The following is an 18,314-nucleotide window of genomic DNA, read 5'->3' on the forward strand; positions in this document are numbered from 1 at the left end:
CCTCAACACTCGCCGAAATCAGCGGCTGTCGTGCCGGAGAATTCCTGGACAGCATGCAAGGTCACGGTCTCGGTTTTCGTGCGCGGCCGTTCCTCCCTCACCGCAGGCTGGCAATCCCATGGTGCCGGCTCCCGCACCTGCCCCCAGATCGGGTTGTGAATGGCGATGTCGATCTGGCGTACGAGTTCCACCATGCCGTCATAGCCGGCGTAAGAATGTTGGCGCTCTTGGTTGATATCGAGCCAAGGTGTCTTGGCCTTCAGCGCGACGAATTGCGTGCGCCCGCCTGATAGCAGGATATCGGCCTTGTGTTCGGAGAGCATGGCGTAAAGCTCGCGCGCTGCCATCTGCTCGAATATATGTTTGTTGTCCTTGAGGATCTGCTTGATCCGCTCCTTGTCTTCGACGGTCGACTTCTTGACAGAGGTGCCGACGATCTCGATCCCGATCTCCATCAGCGCATGGACGACCGACCAGGACTTCACGCCGCCGGTGTTAAGCAGCACGCGCTTGCCTTCGAGCCTCGGCCGGTAGGCGGCTAGCTTCTTCCAAGCGATCGCCTCTTCCTCGGCAATCAATACCTCGGTGCGGCCGAGGATCTCCGGATCGGCACCCTTCTTCACGAGCAGCTGAGAGATCTGTCGGAGCGCTTCAGAGGTGTCGGTGATGCCGTAGAAGGAGCCCTCGAAAAACGGGATGCCCCAGCGCTTCTCCATCTTGCGGGCGAGATTGATGAGCGCGGTCGAGCACACTATCATGGCCGCCTGGGCGCGGTGCGCGCCGGCAATGTCGACGTAACGTGCGTCACCCGGAATGCAGGCGCGCACCCGGATCCCGAGCCGATCCAGCAGCGGCTTCACCAGCCAGAATTCGCCGGAGAGGTTGAATTCGCCAAGGATGTTGATGTCGTAAAGGCCGGCATCGTCGGGCTCGGCCGTGCCGATGACATGCTCGAGCAACGCCTCGCCGGCAAGCTTGTTGCCAAGATTCTTGGAGCCGACGAAGCCCGGCGCATTGACCGGCACAACGGCCAAGCCGAACTTTTCCGCCGCGCGCTTGCAGACAGCCTCGATGTCGTCGCCGATCAGCGCCGTCACGCAGGTCGAATAGACGAAGATCGCCGGCGGCCCATACGCTTCCTTGATCTCGCGGATCGCTTTGAAGAGCTTCCGCTCGCCCTGCCCCATCACAACATTGAGTTCGGTGAGGTCGGTCGTGAAGCTTGTGCGCCACAGCGTTGGCCCGGAGGAAGCCGCACCGCGGTTGTCCCAGGAATTGCCCTCGCAGGCGAGCGGCCCATGGACCAGGTGTGCGACGTCGGTGATCGGCTGCAGTACGATCTTGGCGCCATCAAAGGCACAGCCACCGGCCGCCGCTCCGGGGGTCAGTGGCTTCGAACAGCCCTTTTTGCGCGCCTTGGCAACCTTGTCGCGGTTCTGCTCGCAGGCGGGCTCATTGAAGACATCCTGGATTTTGGCTCTGAGCGAGGACATTGCGTCGGTCTCCAAAGTCCCTCGGGAAGACGATCGGCCAAAGCCGACCGTCAAGCTTAGCGGGTGAGGTCATACGAATAGTCCGTCGCGCCCGTCTCGCTTGTCTCGCGATCGAGCTTGTCGAAGATCTTGTCCAGGATCGTCGTCAGTACGCGCAGCCCGCCTTGGTAGCCCATCAGCGCAAACCGATGGTGATGGTGGCGATCGAAGATCGGAAACGTCAGCCGGATCAGCGGCGTGCCCGTGTCGCGCTCCAGATACTTGCCATAGGAGTTGCCGATCAGCAGGTCCACCGGCTCGGTGAAGAGCAGCGAGCGCAATGCCCAGAGGTCCTTGCCCGCCCAGACTTGAGCACCCTTGCCGAAGGGCGATGATGCAAGCAGCTCCTTCAACTCTGCTTCCCACGCCGAGGTGCCGTTGGTGGCGAGGCAATGGGTCGGCTCGCCGCCCGTTTCCATGATGAAGCGGGCCATGCCGTAGACAAAGTCTGGATCGCCGTAGATGGCGTATTTCTTGCCGTGCAGCCAGGATTGGCTGTCCGCCATGGCGTCAACAAGTCGGCCGCGCTCCAGGCGGATTGCCTCGGGGATTTGCTTGCCGGAAATCGCGGAGACCTCCATTAGGAAGTCGTCGGTCGCCTGAACGCCGAGCGGGTAATGGAACGAGGCAGTCGCCTGCCCTACCCCCTCGCAATACTCCAGTGTTTTTCGGGTGTTGTAATGCTGTAGCGAAAGTGTCGCCTCGGCGTTGAGTGCCTTCCTCACGTCTGCGATCTTCGTGCCGCCGTCGTACATGCGGTATTCGCCGTCGGACGGCGTGTCGAACTGGTCAGAGGCGTCTTGGATGAAAGTATAGGACACGCCTATCAGATCGAGCAGGCGCTTGAGTTCCCGGTTGTTGCCAACACAGAAGCCGTCGAAACCCGGAATGACGTTGATGGTCCCCTCGGCTTCCGTTCGCTCCTCGCCTTTCCAGAAATGCTCCAAAATGCCCTTGACCGCAACGTCATAGCCGTCGACATGGCTGCCGACGAAGGCCGGCGTATGGGCGAATGGGACGTCGAAGTCGCGCGGGACCGAGCCTTCGTCCTTGGCGTTCTCGATGAAGCTGTGCAGGTCATCGCCAATGACCTCCGCCATACAAGTAGTCGAGACGGCGATCATCTTTGGGTCGTAGAGTTGGTACGTGTTGGCGAGCCCGTCGACCAGGTTCTTCAGGCCGCCGAACACTGCCGCGTCCTCGGTCATCGAGGAGGAAACCGCCGAAGCAGGCTCCTTGAAATGGCGCGACAGGTGCGAGCGGTAATAGGCCACGCAGCCCTGGCTGCCGTGGACGAAGGACATGGTTCGCTCGAAGCCTGCGGCCGCGAACACCGCGCCGAGCGGCTGGCACGCTTTGGCGGGGTTCACGACAAGCGCTTCGCGAGCAAGGTTCTTTTCGCGGTATTCCCACGTCTTGGTGAATTCGCGTTGGTCGGTAACGACCTGGTCCGGGTGCGGACATTCGAAATTCAGCCTCTTCTCGGCAAGCATCTGCCTGTATTCCGGCTCGCGGAACAGGGGTGCGTGGTCGAGAACTTTTTCAGCCGACTGCGGCATGGGTGGTTACCTCTTCTCCATCTGGCCCGCCATACGGCGGCACAGGGACGTCGAAACGTTTCAAGTCTCCCGCGGACAAGGGCCACAGGCGTTTAACGGCCTCCCGGCTTACGGGAGGCCAGGTTTTCATTCGGCTGCGATCGCTGCCGACGGCTCGGCTTTTTTCTTCCAGGGGGCGTCGTAGAGGTTCCAGACCGGGTTGTTGATGGCCAGATCCATGTCGCGGGCGAAGATGGCGAAGCCGTCGTAGCCGTGATACGGGCCGGAATAATCCCAGGAATGCATTTGACGGAACGGTATGCCCATCTTCTGGACCGGGTACTTTTCTTTGATGCCGGAGCCCACGAGATCAGGACGGATCCCCTCGATGAACTTCTCCAGCTCGTAGCCAGTCACGTCGTCATAGATCAGCGTGCCCTTCTTCACGTAATGGCCGGTGCGCTGATAGTCGTCGTTATGGCCAAATTCGTAGCCAGTGCCGACGATCACCATGCCCAGGTCCTCATATGCCGTGACGACGTGACGGGGGCGCAGCCCGCCGACATAGAGCATCACCGTCCTGCCTTCGAGGCGCGGCCGGTACTTGGCTATGACCGCTTCGACCAGCGGCCGGTATTTGGCGATGACCGCCTCGGCCTTGGCCTCGATTTCCGGCCCGAAGTGCTTGGCTATCTTGCGCAGAGAGGCTTCGGTCTGGGAGGGGCCGAAGAAGTTGTACTCCATCCAGGCGATGCCATACTTTTCCTCCATGTGCCGGCAGATGTAGTTCATCGACCTGTAGCAATGGATGAGATTTAGCTTCGCCTTTGGCGCCCGCTCTATTTCGGCCAGCGTAGCGTCGCCCGACCAGTTGCCGACCACGCGCAGGCCCATCTCCTCAAGCAGGATGCGCGAAGCCCAAGCGTCGCCGCCGATATTGTAGTCGCCGACCACATTGACATCGTACGGGCCGGCCTCGAACTCCACTTCCTTCTTCTCGAACACCCAGTCGCGGATCGCGTCGTTGGCGATGTGGTGGCCGAGGGATTGCGAGACGCCGCGGAAGCCCTCGCAGCGCACCGGCACGATTGTCTTTTCGTGCTCCTTGGCCTTGTTGCGGGACACAGCTTCGGTGTCGTCGCCAATCAGGCCGATCGGGCATTCGGATTGCACAGTCATGCCCTTGTTCAGCGGAAACAGTTCCTCGATCTCGTCGATGATCCGTTCGAGCTTCTTGTCGCCGCCGAAAACAATGTCCTTCTCCTGGAAATCGGAGGTGAACTGCATGGTGACGAATGTGTCGATGCCGGTCGTGCCGACGTAGTAGTTTCGGCGTTGCGACCAGGAATATTGTCCGCAGCCGACCGGGCCGTGGGAGATATGGACCATATCCTTGACTGGACCCCACACCACGCCTTTCGAGCCGGCATACGCGCAGCCGCGAATCGTCATCACGCCGGGGATGGACTTGATGTTCGATTTGACCTCGCATTCGGAAAGGACCTCGCTTTCCTCGCCAGCCTCGTCGCCGCGCTTTGCGACGCTGAGGTGCTTTTTGCGGCGCTTCGCCGACTTGTCAGGATATTGCGACAGCACTTCCTCGATAAGCCTCGCATGGAGGCCACCGTCATTCTCGTATTCCAGGCTCATGGGACCCCTTTCAAGGTTCAGGGTGACGCCTCACCGACGAGGCGCCGTTCTTTGAAAGGCGCACCAGGTAAGGCGGCGCCTCATGTCGGCAGCAGTCGCTACTGTGCGGCAGTTTTGGCCGCTTCCTTGACCTGAAGCTCGGCAAGCATCTGCTCGTCGGTCTTCATGATGCCGAAGTCGAGCAGCATGTCCTCGAGCTCCTCCATGGTGATCGGGGTCGGGATGGTGCCCTGGCCCGAATTCCCGTGAATCTTCTCGGCCAGCGCCCTGTATTCCCCGGCCTGCTTGGAGTCCGGCGCATACTGAATGACAGACATCTTCCTGAGCTCGGCGTGCTGGACGATGTTGTCGCGCGGCACGAAGTGGATAAGTTTGGAATTGAGCCTGGAAGCAAGCGCCTCGGCGAGGTCGAGCTCGCGGTCGGTTTGGCGCTCGTTGCAGATCAGGCCGCCGAGCCGCACGCCGCCCGAATGGGCGTATTTCAGGATGCCCTTGGCGATGTTATTGGCGGCATAGAGCGCCATCATCTCGCCGGACATGACGATATAGATTTCCTGGGCCTTGTTCTCGCGGATCGGCATCGCGAAACCGCCACACACCACATCCCCGAGCACGTCGTAGGAGACATAGTCGACATCGTCGTAGGCGCCGTTCTCCTCGAGGAAGTTGATCGAGGTGATCACGCCGCGGCCGGCGCAGCCGACACCTGGCTCCGGTCCGCCCGACTCCACGCATTTGATGCCTTTGTAGCCGACCTTGAGCACGTCCGCGAGTTCCAGGTCTTCCACCGAACCTTCCTCTGCCGCGAGATGCAGGACCGTATCCTGCGCCTTCGCGTTCAGGATCAGGCGGGTGGAGTCGGCTTTGGGGTCGCAGCCGACGATGAGGATTCTCTGCCCGAGGTCGACCAGGGCTGCGAGCGTATTTTGGGAGGTGGTGGACTTGCCGATGCCGCCCTTGCCGTAAAAGGCGATCTGACGCAAACCTGACATGTAGCTTTCCTTCCTTCGTTCCCATTCATCGCGGCTGCCGCGACTTGAATGCCGGTCGGGCAGCTGTAGCCGCCTCGCACCTAAGGATCTCAAGACTCATGCCAATTTGGCTGATCCAACCGAAGAATAATTTCATGGTTGCTTTTCAGGGATTTAGCTTGAGTTCCAAGAAAGGATCGTCGGAACAGCCCGTGTAGCGGACGCGACATTGGCGACACAAAGCGTCGGATCGCGATCCTCAGTCACCGAATTCGTTTGCACCGCGTCGTTGTGTTGAAGTGGACGAACAGCATCTCAACCTACTTGCGGGAAGCTGCGAAACTTTTTGTGCCAGCGAGCTGACGTGCTTCGTCTCGCGTGTCCTCGTCGAGACTGCGTAGAATCCTGCGCGCGACGCTGGCATACCATCGGTCCGCGGCCACTCATCCGGTGCCACAGGCGGATGGTCCCGCTATATCAGCAATTCGCGGGGTCTCGGCTCACTTGTCGGCACAGGAGTTCAGTATCGGCGTCATCGCCTTCACATGTTCGTCGATCCGCTCGAGCACTTTCGCTGCGACAACGTCGCGCTCAGGCAGATGCCACCAGTACTCGTTGACGAGTTTGACCGTCTCGACCACTGCCTTCAGGACTGCTGGCTCCGGAAGCCGTGCACGGTTCGCAAATGCTTTCCATCGCGGTGCTGCTAGCGCCTTGAACGAGCGCTCTCCTCCAAGCGACAGCCCCATGGCGTCGGTGGGAATATATGGCACGGTGGATAGGAGGTCGTAGATTGGTGCAAGCGCCGGCTTGTCGCCGTTACCGGGATAGATCAAAGACCAGTTCTTCAGGTGCATGTCGCCATTGCCGGTGATGACGGTCAGTGCCAGGCGGCGGACGAACTCGAGAGCCGCCGTAGGCGAGACGGCCACGCCAAGAGCCAAGGCTATGTCGTGATAAGCAGCCCCCTCATATTTGCGCGAGGGGTAGACACCGAAGACCTGAGCGAAATCCTCGATGTGTATCCTCTCGCCACCGGCGCCGCGTCGAAGCGTTTGACGAGAAGGACCTTGCCGTCAGACAGCGTGTTGAATTCTTCGGGAACGCCCTCAAAATCGGACTTCTCGACCAGTTCGCATTCAGGAACGTCCATGCCGATTGCTGCTGCCAGCGCCAGGTTGGCGAATTCGTTCTCGGAAAAGCCCGGGAAGGCCGTCGAAGGGAACTTGGCAATGTACCGGCCCTGCTCGTCGTCCATCGGCAAGGTAAGGCCGCCGCCTTTTCCAATGTTCTTCATGACCGACAGCTTCATCTGCACGCCGGCAAGCGAGAACCGTGCCTTGGGCTGATCCTTTGAAGCATCCTGCGAAACCCGCTATCGCGCCGTCACTGGGCAACGCCCGTACGGCTCCCGGCAGATCGGCGCCCAGCGCCGCTAAAAGGTCGGAATCATTGCCTGGCCGCACATTACCTTCGTGGTGCCTTTCCATCGCCTCGCACAATTTCTCCTCCGGCAGGAGGTTCGCGAAGAAAGCGGGCAAGGCGCTTGGCACAGGCTTCGGATCTTTCCGCAATACTCCCGTCGCTGCCCGAAACGAGAGGCTGACAACCGGAAAGCCGCCCGTCGCGCAGTAGGCCTCATCGAAGTTGAATGCATATCGCCCGGCGTCCTGACGATTGTGCCGATCTTCACTGCCTTCAAGAGCACGTCCAGCGACGGGATCGTCTTAGGTGCGCGAAAGACTGGAGGTATGATCGTCATCGTCAGGTTGAGAAACAAAGGCCGGTCGATCGTCATTATCATGCGGACGCAATAGAGCCTGAACAGCCGGCACCATGGCTTGCGGAACCAGCATCATTTCCAGACCGAGCGCTCGAGCGATATTCATGAGCGTTGTCGCACGCGCGGCTGCGGCTCCCTTTTCGATGTCGCGATATCGGGGACGGGATATACCCGCCAAATCAGCGACCTGCTCCTGCGTCATCGCAGCCGCCAGCCTAGCCTGCCTGAAAAGCCCACCAATTTCGAGAAGAATTTCCGATTGAGAATCCATTATGATACGTAAACGATCTTTTCGAATGCGCGATGATACGCAAAGGTATCTCCGACAAGCAAGTCACAACTTCTATGATCTGTTCGCGTATCATATAGCCACGGGCGACCCGTCACGGATCAGGCCATTGCGGCGCAAACCCAAGCGCTTCGGCGGAGAGCTTTGCAGGGTTATCATGAAGCCCGCGGCGGAAGGCAGCAAGTCAAACAAAGAGACGGCCCAGCGGGTCGTTCAGGCCGAAGGGCTGGGACGGACGCGTTCCTTGTCGAGCCGATTAGACAGGGCGTCAATTCCACGAAGGTTCGCGGAAGCGGAAAGCCAAGGCAGCGGAGAGCGTTAAAAGAGGGAAGGATTGCTAATTGGCGGAGCCGCCCTTGCTTGGCCGAAGATACATGGCCTTCAAAATCAGGTAAAGGGCCTTGCGGTCAACGCTGCCATTCAAAAGGTACCCGAGAAGATCGTGGCGCATGTCGGGCGTCATCGGCTGTCGGTACGGGATCGCGCGATCCATCCGGTTCTTCTCAAACCAGTTGATGATCAGAAGGCAGAAGTCCAAAGCCAAAATTGCTTCACGGCCATCTATGAGATCGCGGCGCGCAGCGGCCTTTTCCTCGTCGGTTCCCTTGAAAGCGTAAGGGACGTCTTCCTGATATTCGTGATCGAAGAAATTGCCGAGAAACGGTTCCGCGTTCAGATTATAAAGAAGCAAGGCGAGAATTTTTACGTGCGATAGCCTAGTCGTATGTTCGGGCGTCTCTTCATTCAGCCACTTTTCGTTGTCGCTGACCCACTGGGCGTGAATTTGCTTTATAACGTTGGGAATGAATTGCGCGTCGAGCTCATGGACCTTGAAATTCGCGTAGCAAAATTGACGGAACGCGTAATTGAACGACTCGTAGTCGGAGAGCCATTCATCCAATTTTGTCTCATCAAACGGAATCATTTCAAATCGAACTCCCAGCCGCCCCAAACAGCAAGAGGGCGAAGGTTGGTAAACCTTCGCCCTCTAAAAGCAAATAGAAATCAGGGTTACGAAGCGGTTTTCACCGTTTCATTCACCAATTCAGCGGTAGACACATAACCGAGAGTCTTGTCAGGATTCGGCTTGATAACCGCGCGACCGTTTTCGTGCAGTTTCTTGAATCTTGAAATGTCACGCGGAAGAGCGCATCTTTCAGCGATCTTCGGCTTTACACCTTTCTCCATCATCATGCGTCGTTCTCCCGTTCCCTGGCCCAGCGGGGTAAATGCTAGTTGGGCGCGCCATACAAGCAACGCACATATTTGTCAATTTTCTGCAAACATGCAACGTGCAATCTGGTGCGTCATAAATGCGTACGTAGCAATTTGGTTGCTAATTTGGCGAAATGCGGGAATTTGCGAATTATTTTTGTCCACGTTTCGCTGCCAATAACGTTTCCACGTACGCCACTCCATGCTGCATCGCTCCGCCAAGCAGCCTAAATGCGTTATCACCGTTGGAATTGCGAGGGTGATCTTCCAGCCATGCTGCATGATGGCGTACTGGTAGAGATAGCGGTGCGAAACGGGGTGGTGCCGGCGGCGACTATGCGGCGAAGGCGGCTGAAATAGCTCTCCACCATGTTGGTATGCTTGCCGTGGCCGTCGCTGTAGCTTTCCGAGTGGTTGATGCGGTCCAAGCGTAGCCGGCCTCCAGCACCCCCGGCCCCTTCAGGGGCTCAACTCGGTTGGAGTGACCGATCACCCCGATCAAAGCGCGACATGGCGTCGAATGCGGCTTCACTCTCAGATGCCCCAGTCGGCTACGGCGGGGCGCCTCCCTGATCACAAAGCAGCACCCGAACAAGCCCGCGACCAGCGCGCGAGACTTTCTGACTCAGTGAGACTAGGCGCCCGTCGCCACGTGCGATCGAGGCTGACATCAACCGGCGGGCAGATGCGCCGAGGCCAACAAGCGCGCCTGACGCAACGCCACCAGATCAGCCGAGCCGGTGCAGAAGCAGGCGACGGCCAACTGGCGGATAACGATCTCGAAATGCGCGACAACGGCCTCGCTGGATTGCGTAGCCGCGCGCAGCACGCCGGCTGCCTGCCCGGCGATGTCCGCGCCCAAGCGGATGGCCTTGGCCACGTCGACGCCGTCGCTGATCCCGCCCGACGCGATCAGCTTCACCGCTGGCAGGGCCCGACGGACCGCCTGCACGCTGGCCGGGGTCGCAATCCCCCAATCCGCGAATGCCATTGCCACTGCGCGGTCGGCGGCATCGGGGGCGCGCTCGCCCTCCACCGCGGCCCAGCTGGTGCCGCCGGCGCCGGCGACATCGATCACCGCCACGCCCGCCTCGACGAGCGCACAGGCCACCGAGGCGGACAGGCCCGACCCCACTTCCTTGGCCACGATCGGCACGCCGACGCTGCGCGCGGCGCGAGCGATCTGCGCCAGGACGCCGCGCCAGTCGCGGTCGCCCTCCGGCTGTACTGCTTCCTGCAGCGGATTGAGATGGACGATGAGTCCATCGGCCTCCAGTGCATCCACCGCCCGGCGCGCGAGGTCCAGGCCGTCGGGCTGGCGCAGTTGCGCGGCGCCGATATTGGCCAGCAAGGGAACGTCTGGGGCGAGGCGGCGTAGCGCGCGCGTCAGCCCCTGGGAGTTGCGGGATTGCAGGCTTACGCGCTGCGAACCGACGCACATGGCGATCCCCAAGGCTTGCGCTGCCTCGCTCAGATGGCGGTTAATGGCCTCGGCGCGTGGCATGCCGCCGGTCATGGAGCTGATCAGCAGAGGCGCGCGCATGGTCTTGCCCAGCAGCGAGGCGCTGAGGTCGATCTGCGTCAGGTCCAACTCGGGCAATGCACAGTGTTCGAAACGAATGTACTCCCAGCCAGCGGCCTTGGCCCGTGCCGTTCGCGGATCCAGCACGATGTCCAGGTGGTCGTCCTTGCGCCGGCTCAGGTTGGTGTCGCTGATGCTCGCTCCTTCCGCGTCATCGGGCGACGGCGTTGCGTCGGATCGGACCGACGGCAGCGCGCTCACGCCGCCGTCTCCCGCGCGTTCAGGCCGGCGCACGCTGGCCTCCGCCCGCAGCGTCGCTGCGGTAGCGACTGGTTGAGGTCTCGTAGTACTGCGCGCGGATGGCCGCCATGGCTTCGATCAGCGGTCCCCACGGCGGGGGAAAGCGTTCTTGCGCCATCACCCGGTGCAGCATGCGTGTGTGGCCGGCCAGCTCGTCGTTGAGGAACTCCACCACAGGCATGGCCGGATAGCGCTGCAGCAGCAGGATCGCCGCGTTGTCGGCCTCGCCGGCCGATCTATCCTTTTCGCGTCCATGCAGGTCGTTCTGCAAGCGCCCTATCGCGGAGATGAGCCGCAGAACCTGGCGAAACGCCGGATGCGCGCGCAAGGTCGCCATGTCCAGCCCCCACAGCAAGGACAGGCAACAGAACACGTTCGTGTAGGCGATCGAATCGATGCCGTTGTGCAAGTACTCGGCGTACGACCAGCGCTGCGCCCCTGCCGCCTGCGCGTGTCCGGCGCGCAGCGCCGCGCAGTAGCACCGGGTATCGTGGAGAAGCTGAGCATAGTCGCGACGATCGTAGGCGAGCGCGGCGAGCGAAGTGCGAAGCACAGCACAGCCCTCGAATCCGGGAAGCGCGCACGGCACACCCTGCCCCAGCGCCTGCTCCACCGCGGCGAGCTGCTCCGGCGCGATCAGGCCAAGGTCGTTGCAATCGTCGAGCCAGAAGAGCAGCGCCAGTTCGCGATAGAACGCCACGATCAGCGTTTCGTCCAGCGGATCGCGGCCGGTGCGGGCGCTGGTGTCGCGCAGGCTCGGCTGGATGCGCTGCAGGATGTACTGGCCGCCCCTGACCGCTTCTATGGCATGCTCGTCGGCGAACCCGGTCAGGGAACGCCCCCACTCCAGCACCTGCTGCAGCGCGCGATCGGTCTGGATCATGGCCCCGCTCCTGCTCCCTCGGCCGAGACGTGCCGCCCCCAACAAAGCGCCAGCCACAACCCGGCGAGTTCGGCCACGCGCACCACCCGAGTGGGGCAATACAGTTCCTTGCCGATCCACAGCGGTGTCTGGGGCAGTGCGTGCGCTGCGTGGCGGGCGAGCATCCACTTCAGCGCACGCGCCACCGCCTGCGCGATGCGCCGGCGCCCTGCCGGCGCTTCGCTCCCGTCCATCACGTGCAACGCGAACAGCGCATAGGCGGTTTCCTCGAATGTGGACGCGCGACCCGCGCCCCAGCCGCCGTCGTCGCGCTGCGTCCGCAGCAGCCCGGCCAGCGCGCGCTCGTCGCGCCAGTGGGGGTTGCCTTGCGCGAGCGCAGCGACCGCATGCGCGGTTGGATACAGCCACGAAATGTGCCATTTTTCGTTGTCCCATAGACCGTGCGGGTTGCGATTGGCCTCGACGTAGGCGCTGGTGCGGGCGGCGGGCTTTCCCAACATTCGCAACGCATGCAGGGCATGGATGTTGGTCGACACCGAGGCATTGCGCTCGCCGGGGAAGGTGACGAACAGCTCGCCGGTTTCGAAATGGCGCAACGCGTCGACCGCCGGGTCGCGGCCTGCAAGGCGAAGGACGCACAATGCAACGGCGGTGTCGTCCGCATCGGCCGCGAAGTGCAAGGCCGGGCCCAGACCGCGCACGCCGAGGCGGGCGTCGAGCTGCGCGATGATCACTTGCACCGCCTCGGCGAGCGCGGGATGCGCGAACAGACCGGCCAGATGCAGCGTGTACAGCGACCAGCATGGCTCGAACACATTGATTGGCCAGACGTTGGGAACGACACCTTCGATGCCGGTGCGCGTCGCCCGCGATGCCGCCTGCAGATACCCGTCGGTGCGCCCGACCTGCGGCGTTCTTCCCTGTGTCACGGCTTGCGCACGCCACGCCGCGGTGGCGGCCGGACTAATGCCGATGCTGCCGTCGTCGTCCGGGCATGCGGTGGCCGGCGACGTCCCCCAGGCTTCCCAGGAGTGCAGCAACGGATGGCCGCTCGGCAACGTCGCAACTGGCCCCAGCTTGGCCAGGCGTGCTTGCCGCAACGGCAACAGCGCCGGGTGGCGCGGAAACGCCACGCCACCCAGCAAGGATGCGGCCTCGTCGCACAACTGCGGCAGGATCAGCTCCGCGCCGATGGGCGCGTCTTCCGGCACCGCATGCGCGTAGGGATCGGGCTGGCGCTCGATGAATTGGGTTGCAGCCTCGACTGCGTCGGCAGCGCCAGGAAGAGGATCGGCACGCTGCAATGCCAGCAACGCCGCCCACGTGGGCGCATGGCGAAACAGCGGGAAGTCCGCACTTCCCCATCCGCCATCGGCCTGTTGCTGCGCGATGAGCCACGCGTATGCGTCGTGCCGACCGGTGACGTTGCCGTCGAACTGCAGAGCTCGCGCCGTGTCGTAGACGGACGGACCGACACTGCCGCCGTCGCTCATATCGCTCAGCAGGTGGCGCATTTCGGAAAGGATCTGTTCGGACAGCGCGTTCACGCGGTATGTTCCTTCTGCAGAGGGCTAACGAGAACAGAAACGGGCAGACGCCGCGCACGTCGCCGCCGACACGGACACAGTGCAGCATGCTGCGCCCGCCGGCCGATCGCAGCAGCACAGGGGCGAGTCCTTACGGATGGGCCCGCTCATGCGTATGGCGCGGACAGATAGACGTTGGCCCGCTGCAGCATCTGCGCCAACCCTTCCGCACGCGGCCCCAGAGGGGCGATGGCCTCCCCGGCGTCGTGCAACAAGTACAGGGCGAACTGGCGCGCAGCCTGCAGCCCCATGATCGACGCGCAGGTCGGCTTTTGCGCCGCCGCGTCCTTACCGGGGGTCTTGCCAAGAGTCGCGGTATCCGCCGTCGCGTCGAGAATGTCGTCGGCCACCTGCAACGCCAGGCCGAAACAGGCGGTGTAGCGATCGAGCGCAGCATACAGCGCAGCGTGCGCGGCATCCTCCGCGATGGAGTATAGCGCGCCCATGCGAACCGACGCGCGCACTAGCGCTCCGGTTTTCATCCCGTGCATCGCCAGGATCCTGTCCAGCCCGGCGTGCTTTCCGACCAGCGACAGATCGATGGCCTGCCCGCCTGCGGCACCCTCGGCGGACACCGCCTGCGCCAGTTCGCGCACGAGCGCGATACGGTTGTCGCCCGGCGCATCCAGGCTCGCCAGGGTGAGGAAGGCGTGGGCCTGCAGCGCATCGCCGACCAGGATCGCAGTGGCTTCGCCGAACTTTACGTGCACGGTCGGAAGGCCGCGGCGAAGCACGTCGTCGTCCATCGCGGGCAGGTCGTCGTGGACCAGGGTACAGGCGTGCATCATCTCGATGGCGGCGCCGACGTCGTCGAGCATGTGCGCCGGCGTGCCCGCCAGTGCGCCGGCAGCCAGACAGAGCAAGGCGCGGGTGCGCTTCCCGCCATGCAAGGTGGCGTAGCGCATGGCCGCCATCAGCTCTGTCTTACCGTCGTCTTCGGCGCAGAGCAGACGCCCCAGAGCCTGTTCGACCCGCTTTGCGCCGTCCTGCATCCAGATCTCCGGGAGCAGCCCGCCAGAGGCGCCGCGCGCCTGCGCGCCCAATCCGCCGAATGCGGAAACGCCAATTCGGTCGCGTGGAGTGGAACCGGTCTGCATGTTGTTGATGTCCTTGTAGCTGAGACGGCCACGGCGAGCGCAAGTCGTCACGGTGTTGCCGGCGTCACACGAGTGCGTGCGCTGAGTGCAGCAATGCCGCGCCCCGCCGGCGCCGCTGCCTTGCCACACAGGGCATGCCGTGCCAGCTCATGAAAAGCCTATTCGAATTTTCATTGACGGATGTGCGGTAGGGTAATAGCGCCGGCCTTTTTCGACGTCGCTCAGCAACTGCGGCCGCACCCCGGCCTTGTGCATGGTCAGCGCCAAGGCGATGCAGAACTGCACCATTTCCAGCCATACCAGGTGGTAGCCGATGCAGACGTGTGGGCCGGTACCGAACTGCAGCATGTCAACCGGCCGGATCGGCTCTGTGCGTAGCAGCCACCGCGCCAGGCGGAACTGATCAGGCGCCTCGTGCAGCAGCGCCGAGGTCGAGAAATGCAGCAGCGGGATGCATAGATGGGTGCCTGCGGGAATGCGCCGTTGGCCGAGTTGCAATTCCTGCAGCGCGCGACGCGGCAGGAGCGTGGTCGCCGGATGCAGGCGCAGTGTCTCGCGGAACAGCGCCTCGGCGACCGGACACTGCGCCAGGTCCGCGTGCCGGGTCGGCACCGCGCCCACACGTTGCGCCTCCTCAACCAGGGCGTCCCACAGCACAGGCTGCCGCGCCAGCTCGATTACAATCCAGGCCATCGTCGAGGCAGTGGTGTCGTGACCGGCAAGCAGCAGCAAGCGAATATTCGCGACCAGGACGTCATCGGAGAGCGGACCGTCGCTGCGGTCGAAGGCGCTCACCATGTCGTTGATCAACCCGGTGCGCGCGGCATGCGCGCGTGCGTCGCGGACGAACTGGCGCAACTGCGCGTCGATCCAGTCGCGGGCGGCACGGCCGCGCCGCAAAGGCAATCCGGGCAGGTCGACCGGTGGCGCGACGATCAACTGCAGCAATTGCCGGTACTTGCGATGCCATCCCGGCAGGTCCTGCGCGGGGATTCCCATGAGGCTGAAGATGAGCTTCAGCATCAGGTCGCCGGTTTCGCGCAGGATGAGTACCTCGCCGCGGGCGCGCCATGCCTGCACCCGCGCCTGGATGACGGGCGCGAACAGGTCGCCGATCCCGGCCTGGGTCAGCCCCCTGGGCAAGAACGCTGCCTTGATGGCATCGCGCGCCTGCCGGTGCGCGCCGCCGTCCAGCGCAACCAACGTTCCGCCAAGCAATTCGGGCGCGATCTCTTCGATCAGCGCCGAGGACACGTCCTTGTGCCTGAGCAGTGAGAATGCGTCCGGATCCACACAGGTCATGAGATGTCCGGCAGGGCCGAAATCCAGCCAGAAGTGGCTGCCCAGCGTGCGTTGCGCGCGCCGCAGCAGGCGCGGCAGGTCGCAGACAATGGCGGGAAGATGCCCGACCAGGGGGAAAGCGCCAGGCATGACCGGGATGTCGCATCGCAGCCGGTGCCGGCGGTTGAGTGGGTTGAGCAGCATGTCCATCAGCAGCGCGCCGCCGCCGCCGATTCGGTGTCGCCTGCAGGGCGCGCGGCGCAGCTGTTGCCACCGTCGGCATATGTCGGGACATGCGCCAGCATGCCGCCGTCGATGCACACGAGCTGGCCGGTGATGAACGCAGCATCGTCGGAGAGCAGGAACGCCACCAGCGCGGCCACATCCTCGGGGCGGCCGACGCGCTGCAGGAGCTGGTGCCGGCGCAGATGCCGTTGCATGCACTCGTCCAGCTTGGCGAGGAGACGCTCGGTCATGATAAGACCCGGCGCAACCGCGTTGCAGCGTATCTGAGAGTGACCGTACTGGGTGGCGAGCGAAGCCGAGAGCATGTTCATCGCCGCCTTCGACGCGGCGTAGGACGTCTGCGCCGTGTCACCGCTGAGCCCTTGGCACGACGACATGTTGACGATTGCGCCACCGCCACGGGCGATCATCCGTGGGATGGCCTGCCGGCAGCAGAGCAGCGTGCCGCGCAGATTGGTCGCCATTGTCTGGTCCCAGACTGCCAGGTCCAGGTCGAGGATGGCGCGGTCGCGCGGGGTCAGATGCATGGCGCTCGCATTGTTCACCAGCAGCTCGACCCCCCCGAAGTGCCGCTCCGCCGTCTCGAACAGCGCTGCCACCGCCTGCTCATCGGCGATGTCCATGGCTATGGCCAGCGCGTGGCCTGCTTCGGCCGCGATCTGCGCGGTGCAGGCGATGGCCGCCGGGCCATCAATGTCGGCCACCACCACTCTGCCGCCTCCGCGCGCGATGGCGAGAGCGCATGCCTTGCCGATGCCGGCGCCGGCGCCGGTCACCACGGCCACCTTGCCTTCAAACCTTCCCATCGTGTCTCCTGAATTGCATTGGTCTTTCGCGGCATGCCGCTGGGCCTGCGTCGGAGAAGGCGCCGGGTCGGCGCTGGCGCACTCGTCATGGCCAGCGTCGCTTTCGATGACCCGAATGGCGGCGACCGGGCACTGGTTCGCCGCAAGCCGCACGGCGGCGTGCAGCGCCTGCGGGACCGTCGCAACGCACACTTCGGCCACGCCGTCCGGTTCGCGCTGGCGAAAGGTGCCCGGCAGCGTCAGCACGCACTGCCCGGTCGTTCCGCACAGATCCTGATCGACCAGGACGCGCATCTCAGCCCTCCTGCCCATGCAGCCGTACCGGCAGCGCGCGGAACGTCCTAAGGAACGCGGAGGGCTCCCGGGTCGGCTGCTCGGCCAATGCCAGCGTGGGGAAGCGCGCCTGGATCCGCGGCAGGCTCTCGGCCAACTGCACCCGGGCCAGTTGCGCACCAAGGCAGAAGTGGATGCCGTGGCCGAAGGTCAGCATGATCTTCCCGTCGATCGACATGCCAGGACTGGTGCCGTAGAACCGCACGGCATCGAAGCGATCGGGATCGGCGAAGGCGTCCGGGTCGCGATTGCCGGCCGCGATCAGCACGCGCACGTCCGCGTTCTTCGGGATCACCACGCCGCCCAGTTCGATGTCGCGCTGGGCGATACGCGGAATGGAGCTGAACATGGCGGGCGCGTCATAGCGCAGGGCTTCTTCGACGAAAGCCTTCACCCCCACGGCATCTCCCTTCAGCCAGTGCCGCTGTTCGGGATACGCCAGCATCGCCAGGACCGCATGGCCGATGGCCGCGGCAGTGGTGGCGAAGCCGCCCAGCAGCATGCCCCAAAGCATGCTGATCAATTCCGCATTCGACAGCGTCTCGGCATCGTCGTCGTGTGCGCCGACCAGCATTGACACGATGTCGTGGCGGGAATCGGTGCGCTTGCGCTGTATGAGGTCGCCGAAGTAGGCCTGCACCCTGGCGCTGGCCGCGTCCCCCGCGGCGAGCTGGGGATCGCTGGCGTGCGGGCTCAGGCCTTCCAGAATGGCGCTGATGCCGGTGATGAGCCCGAGAATGTCATCCGGGGGCATGCCGAACAGTTCGCCGAAAACCAGCATGGGCAAGGCCAGCGCGAATTCCTGATGCAGGTCCACCGCCTCCCCGCGCTCCAGCGCGGGCGCCATGCCGTCCAGGCGCGCTGCGACGATGCGAGCGATGGTCGGCCTCAGCTTGTCGATCTGGCCGATGGTGAAATCGCGCGAGATCAGCCGGCGCAGACGCGTATGCGTTGGAGGTTCCTTCATCGCTAAAGTGGACGCCAGCAGACTTAGCGACAGGCTGGTCGCCGCCCGGGGGAAATAGCGCGCCAGTTCGCCTGGCGCCGGCCCCCGAAAAGCATCGCCCGTGGCCTTGAGCACCCAGTAGATGTCGGCGTGGCGGCTCAACAGAAAGAGGCCCGACGCCGCGCGATGTACCGGATCGTGCTCGCGCAACCACCGCATGAATGGGTACGGGTCCTGAATGCACGCTGGCGACGCCAGTTCGGCGAAGGCATCCCGGCATGCTGCCGTGGTTTCTTGCACGTCCATCTTGGTCACCTGTTGGCTGGCTGATCTGAT

At 63.2% G+C, this 18,314-nt stretch carries 14 protein-coding genes and 4 pseudogenes; all 18 read right to left on the minus strand.

Going from position 1 to position 18,314, the window contains the following annotated elements:
* Positions 1-2: 2 nt before the first annotated feature.
* The 18 genes and pseudogenes from nifE to NKJ67_RS14835 all read right to left on the minus strand — a co-directional run bounded on the left by nifE (position 3) and on the right by NKJ67_RS14835 (position 18,284).
* Complete coding sequence (gene nifE / locus NKJ67_RS14750; protein WP_352581785.1) at positions 3-1,493, minus strand: nitrogenase iron-molybdenum cofactor biosynthesis protein NifE; 1,491 nt, start codon at positions 1,491-1,493, stop codon at positions 3-5.
* 56 nt (positions 1,494-1,549) lie between these two features.
* Positions 1,550-3,091 (minus strand): nitrogenase molybdenum-iron protein subunit beta, encoded by a 1,542-nt coding sequence (gene nifK, locus NKJ67_RS14755; RefSeq protein WP_352581786.1) that lies wholly within the window; start codon positions 3,089-3,091, stop codon positions 1,550-1,552.
* A gap of 126 nt (positions 3,092-3,217) precedes the next feature.
* The gene (nifD, locus tag NKJ67_RS14760; protein WP_352581787.1) at positions 3,218-4,720 is read right to left on the minus strand and encodes a nitrogenase molybdenum-iron protein alpha chain; all 1,503 of its coding nucleotides are present in this window, start codon (positions 4,718-4,720) and stop codon (positions 3,218-3,220) included.
* Positions 4,721-4,818: 98 nt separating this feature from the next.
* The gene (gene nifH / locus NKJ67_RS14765; protein ID WP_023763052.1) at positions 4,819-5,712 is read right to left on the minus strand and encodes a nitrogenase iron protein; all 894 of its coding nucleotides are present in this window, start codon (positions 5,710-5,712) and stop codon (positions 4,819-4,821) included.
* A gap of 479 nt (positions 5,713-6,191) precedes the next feature.
* Positions 6,192-7,003 (minus strand): annotated as a pseudogene (locus NKJ67_RS14770) (type II toxin-antitoxin system HipA family toxin).
* A gap of 145 nt (positions 7,004-7,148) precedes the next feature.
* Positions 7,149-7,307 (minus strand): annotated as a pseudogene (locus NKJ67_RS14775) (type II toxin-antitoxin system HipA family toxin); the annotation flags it as partial.
* Positions 7,308-7,418: 111 nt separating this feature from the next.
* Positions 7,419-7,745 (minus strand): helix-turn-helix domain-containing protein, encoded by a 327-nt coding sequence (locus NKJ67_RS14780; RefSeq protein WP_352581788.1) that lies wholly within the window; start codon positions 7,743-7,745, stop codon positions 7,419-7,421.
* A 355-nt stretch (positions 7,746-8,100) separates the two neighbouring features.
* Positions 8,101-8,688 carry a hypothetical protein gene (locus NKJ67_RS14785; protein WP_352446515.1) on the minus strand — a complete coding sequence of 196 codons (588 nt, stop codon included), beginning with the start codon at positions 8,686-8,688 and terminating at the stop codon, positions 8,101-8,103.
* 86 nt (positions 8,689-8,774) lie between these two features.
* Positions 8,775-8,957, minus strand: a complete 183-nt coding sequence (locus NKJ67_RS14790) for a hypothetical protein (RefSeq protein WP_352575244.1) — start codon at positions 8,955-8,957, stop codon at positions 8,775-8,777.
* A 189-nt stretch (positions 8,958-9,146) separates the two neighbouring features.
* A pseudogene (locus NKJ67_RS14795) lies at positions 9,147-9,406 on the minus strand (transposase); the annotation flags it as partial.
* A gap of 242 nt (positions 9,407-9,648) precedes the next feature.
* Positions 9,649-10,752: a type 2 isopentenyl-diphosphate Delta-isomerase gene (gene fni / locus NKJ67_RS14800; RefSeq protein WP_502905223.1), complete on the minus strand. Its 1,104-nt coding sequence runs from the start codon at positions 10,750-10,752 to the stop codon at positions 9,649-9,651.
* A 28-nt stretch (positions 10,753-10,780) separates the two neighbouring features.
* Positions 10,781-11,683 (minus strand): terpene synthase family protein, encoded by a 903-nt coding sequence (locus NKJ67_RS14805; protein ID WP_352581789.1) that lies wholly within the window; start codon positions 11,681-11,683, stop codon positions 10,781-10,783.
* A complete protein-coding gene (locus NKJ67_RS14810; protein ID WP_352581790.1) occupies positions 11,680-13,230 on the minus strand; it encodes a hypothetical protein in 1,551 nt (516 codons plus the stop codon). Before NKJ67_RS14810 ends, NKJ67_RS14805 begins: the two co-directional genes overlap by 4 nt.
* Before the next feature lie 146 nt (positions 13,231-13,376).
* Positions 13,377-14,366, minus strand: a complete 990-nt coding sequence (locus NKJ67_RS14815; RefSeq protein WP_352446510.1) for a polyprenyl synthetase family protein — start codon at positions 14,364-14,366, stop codon at positions 13,377-13,379.
* Between the two features lie 147 nt (positions 14,367-14,513).
* A complete protein-coding gene (locus NKJ67_RS14820; RefSeq protein WP_352581791.1) occupies positions 14,514-15,857 on the minus strand; it encodes a cytochrome P450 in 1,344 nt (447 codons plus the stop codon).
* A complete protein-coding gene (locus NKJ67_RS14825) occupies positions 15,857-16,699 on the minus strand; it encodes an SDR family oxidoreductase (protein ID WP_352575295.1) in 843 nt (280 codons plus the stop codon). Before NKJ67_RS14825 ends, NKJ67_RS14820 begins: the two co-directional genes overlap by 1 nt.
* A gap of 168 nt (positions 16,700-16,867) precedes the next feature.
* Positions 16,868-17,011 (minus strand): annotated as a pseudogene (locus tag NKJ67_RS35140) (ferredoxin); the annotation flags it as partial.
* The gene (locus NKJ67_RS14835) at positions 16,995-18,284 is read right to left on the minus strand and encodes a cytochrome P450 (RefSeq protein WP_352581869.1); all 1,290 of its coding nucleotides are present in this window, start codon (positions 18,282-18,284) and stop codon (positions 16,995-16,997) included. The pseudogene NKJ67_RS35140 and the gene NKJ67_RS14835, both read right to left, overlap by 17 nt.
* Between the last annotated feature and the right edge of the window lie 30 nt (positions 18,285-18,314).

The organism is Mesorhizobium sp. M0088, from assembly GCF_040322895.1.
In the GTDB taxonomy this organism is placed as follows: domain Bacteria; phylum Pseudomonadota; class Alphaproteobacteria; order Rhizobiales; family Rhizobiaceae; genus Mesorhizobium.